Source organism: Ferruginibacter sp. (assembly GCF_031430955.1).
Taxonomy (GTDB): Bacteria; Bacteroidota; Bacteroidia; order Chitinophagales; family Chitinophagaceae; genus Ferruginibacter.
On the sequence record NZ_JANPCM010000651.1, the window covers coordinates 1 to 3,733 of the forward strand.

Consider the following 3,733-nt stretch of genomic DNA (forward strand, 5'->3'; position numbering starts at 1 on the left):
GCAATGCAGCAACGGCAAAGCAATTTTTTTTTAAGCGACACAACAAAAAATTTTATACGGGGTGCTTTGTATTTTGATGTAACACCCAATGCAGATTCCTTAAGGCCGGTGCAGGATTTTTTACAAAAAGATATTGAACATATAATAAACAGTTTCCGCTGGACGAATAAAGCTGCAGGCGCAGAAAAATTGCCTGCAGCAACAATTAATGCTGTTCAGCCAGAAATTAAAAGCACAAAATAATAATTTACTTATTTTCTTTTTTCACTTCTGTCACAGGCTTTACATCTTCAATAACTTTAGGTACAATCCTTCCTCTGGAAAAGTTGGAGAACTTAAATTCACGAACGTATGTTCTATTTTTTTTACTTTTTTTGGAAGTTTTTGTTTTGGCTTTTGCCACGGATGCTTTATCGGAAACAGCTTCATTTTTTATTGCCGTTTCGGTAAGCGGTACTGTGGTAATTGTTTCATCTTTACGTTCTGATAAAGGGGTTTCTTCTTTGTACATTTTTTCTAACGTACCATTGCTTTTAGTATTGTAATAATCAACAACACCATACACACTTGCTGCCGAAAAAAGGCCGATACCTGCATAAATAATTGCTTTCATGTTTTTTGTTTTAAATGATGGAAATTTGGTTTAAGAATTTTTATTAATTAATGCTAAATGTTTTTAAATAAGATTTACTTTTTCTGAAAATAAAATATTCTGCTGCCAGCATATTACCCAGCACACTTATCCAAAGCGATATTTCGTAATTATACAGATGATCTACGCCATAGTAATCAAACAAAATATGATAAATTCTAAACGTAACTGCTGTCATTGCCATGCTGTAGCTGCGTATCATCCAGTTTTTATGTGCCAGCACATTTTTTACTTTTATAGTTTGTAAACCTTTCGCAGTACTGAAAAACCAATACATTGCCATAAACATAAACAACATCCGCTCCCAAAAACTTCCTTTTGCAAAAAAACTCATGTACAGTCCGGTAGGCGCACCAATAATCAAAACCACCAGCACATAAATTTTCCCCATCCAGATATGTAATACTTTTCTTTTCTTTAAAATATAAGTAGAGAATTGTGTAAGGGCAGCAATGATGCAAAACATGCCTGCAAAAATGTGCGTATAAAAACTGAATTTATAAACTGGTTTTAAAAACAGCAGAGCCCGCTCTTCTATAAAAATAAAATTCTGGCTGAATGAAAAATAAGGGAGTGTATTTTTTACCAGCAGCAAACTAAAAAATATCACCGGTATCCAGAATAATGCACCAAAAAAATAACGGATGCTATTTTGCAGTGTTAGCTGGCGGCTGTTAAGCATAAAGGTTGGTTTGAATTGTTATGGATAGCCGAACCAAAATTTCTCCATAAATATTATTGTTACAAATTTGTTAAGGCTTTAAATAACCCTGACGGCGGTTACCAACCCCGTCAGCGTTTATGAAGAATTTGAGTAAAAGCAGCACTAATGTTTAAACAGAACTAATAGTGAGATTACAAATAATTTTAAAAATTTTGCTGCATGATTGTTGTAAATTTGCCGCCATGATTGCAATAGATAATATTTTAGTGAGCGACCAGGTGGTGAATGAACAATTTGTTTGCGACCTTAGTAAATGCAAAGGCGCCTGCTGCGTAGATGGTGATGCAGGCGCACCGCTTGAAAAAGCTGAGCTGGAAAAAATTAATGAAGTATTTGATAAAGTGCTGCCCTATTTAAATGCAGAAAGTAAAAAAGAAATTGAAAAGCAGGGCCGCTATGTTTATGATAAAGAGTATGGCTGGGTAACACCAACAATTGAAAGTAAAGTTTGTGTGTACGGCATTAAAGATAAACAGGGCGTTGTAAAATGTGGTATTGAGCAGGCTTATCTTGATGGAAAAGTGGAATGGAAAAAACCTATCAGCTGTCATTTGTTTCCGGTAATTACTAAGGAGAGTAAACGCAGCAATAATATTTATGTTAATTACGAACCACGGGAAGATAATTGCAAAGCTGCCTGCAGCCTCGGTAAAAAATTAAAAGTGCCCGTGTATGTTTTTTTAAAAGAATCGCTGGTGCGTAAATTTGGGCAAAAATTTTATGATGCACTGGATGCTACTGCAAAACATATAAACAATACCTCAAAACCTCAATAAAGATTTTTATACTAATTGTTATTATGAAGAAGAATACTGTATTACTAATTACTAATTCCTTATTACTAATTACCCTTTTCTCCTGTAGTGTAAACAAAGCAAAAATTGATAATAGCCTGAAAAAATATTTTGATGAAAACAAAGTAGATGGCTGTTTTACGTTACTGAATAATGCAGATGGAAAAGTTACCGTGTATAATATGCAGCTGGATACACAACGTTTTTCTCCTGCATCTACTTTTAAAATTGTTAACTCTTTAATTGGTTTGCAAAGCGGCGTAATTACCAACGACACCATGATGATTAAATGGGATGGTATTAAAAGGACTAATGAAGACTGGAATAAAGATATGGGCATGACCGAGGCTTTTAAAGTAAGCAGCGTGCCTTATTACCAGGAAGTGGCGAGGAGAATTGGAAAAGATACCATGAGAAGATGGATAGACAGTATTGGCTATGGTAATAAAAATATCAGCGGACCAATTGATTCTTTCTGGCTGAATAATACATTAAAAATTTCGCCAGATGAACAATTGGGTTTGATGAAAAGATTATATTTTGATCAATTACCTTTTAGAAAAAGTGTGCATGAAATGGTAAAGGGTGTAATGCTGCAGGAAGATAATACGGCATACAAATTGAGTTATAAAACCGGCTGGGGTTTTGATGAGCAAAAAAATAATATTGGCTGGCAAACCGGTTGGGTTGAAGAGAATAACCACGTGTATTTTTTTGTAACATTTGTAAAAGCTGGTAAAGAAGAAATTGATATGAAGGCTGTACGAAAAAATATTACAATGGGTATTTTAAAACAATTAGGTTTTTTTGAGGGGAAGAAATAAGATTTAACAATATTATGAAGAGTAAATTTGGTTATTTTACCTTATAAAATAGTTGCATGATTTGGGATTGGTTAGTTTTTATTTTATTATTTTTTGTTCCGGTAGTAGGGATGAGTGTTTTTATTTACAGGATTAAAACAGGAAAGAGTAAAAAACCTGAACCCGGAAGTACAATGTCTGAGGGTGGTATTTCAAATATCTTTTAATTATATCTAATTGTACAATTTTCAATACATAGAATTTTTATTAGCATTAGCAGGCGTTCCAATTCTGGTATTACTGTTTTTATTGGCATTAAACTGGAAAAAGAAAACTATAAAAAAAATTGGTGATGAAAGGTTGGTAAAAGAAATGATTAAAAATTATTCAGCCCCACGCTTTGCACTAAAATTTATTTTGATAGTTACGGCTTTTGCATCGGCAGCCTTTGCGCTGGCTAATTTACGTTCGCCACAGGGCGCAGCAAAAGTTACCCGTAATGGAATTGATGTAATGATTGCATTAGATGTAAGCAAAAGTATGCTGGCGCAGGATGTTAAGCCATCGAGGTTAGAAAGAGCCAAGCAGGCAATTGGTAAACTGATAGATAAATTAAGTAACGACAGAATTGGCATTGTTGTTTTTGCAGGCAAAGCCTATCTACAAATGCCGCTAACCGGCGATCATGGTGCAGCAAAAATGTATTTATCTTCTGCCACGCCGGATATTGTACCCACACAGGGCACCGTAATTGGCGATG

Annotated in this window: 5 protein-coding genes and 1 pseudogene; 4 read left to right on the forward strand and 2 right to left on the reverse strand. The window is 34.6% G+C overall.

The annotated features are described in order from the left end of the window. A pseudogene (locus ACY65O_RS18440) lies at nucleotides 1-243 on the forward strand (hypothetical protein); the annotation flags it as partial. A gap of 4 nt (nucleotides 244-247) precedes the next feature. Here the strand turns inward: ACY65O_RS18440 and ACY65O_RS18445 are convergent. After that, nucleotides 248-613 (reverse strand): hypothetical protein, encoded by a 366-nt coding sequence (locus tag ACY65O_RS18445; protein ID WP_462222329.1) that lies wholly within the window; start codon nucleotides 611-613, stop codon nucleotides 248-250. Nucleotides 614-656: 43 nt separating this feature from the next. Continuing rightward, nucleotides 657-1,334 (reverse strand): DUF2306 domain-containing protein, encoded by a 678-nt coding sequence (locus ACY65O_RS18450; protein ID WP_462222330.1) that lies wholly within the window; start codon nucleotides 1,332-1,334, stop codon nucleotides 657-659. A 167-nt stretch (nucleotides 1,335-1,501) separates the two neighbouring features. Here ACY65O_RS18450 and ACY65O_RS18455 point away from each other — a divergent pair, with 167 nt between their 5' ends. The 3 genes from ACY65O_RS18455 to ACY65O_RS18465 form a co-directional block, all read left to right on the forward strand. Then, nucleotides 1,502-2,152 (forward strand): DUF3109 family protein, encoded by a 651-nt coding sequence (locus ACY65O_RS18455; protein WP_462222331.1) that lies wholly within the window; start codon nucleotides 1,502-1,504, stop codon nucleotides 2,150-2,152. 23 nt (nucleotides 2,153-2,175) lie between these two features. Next, a complete protein-coding gene (blaOXA, locus tag ACY65O_RS18460; RefSeq protein WP_462222332.1) occupies nucleotides 2,176-2,994 on the forward strand; it encodes a class D beta-lactamase in 819 nt (272 codons plus the stop codon). A 216-nt stretch (nucleotides 2,995-3,210) separates the two neighbouring features. Further along, a partial coding sequence (locus ACY65O_RS18465) for a VWA domain-containing protein (RefSeq protein ID WP_462222333.1) occupies nucleotides 3,211-3,733 on the forward strand: 523 nt, incomplete at its 3' end.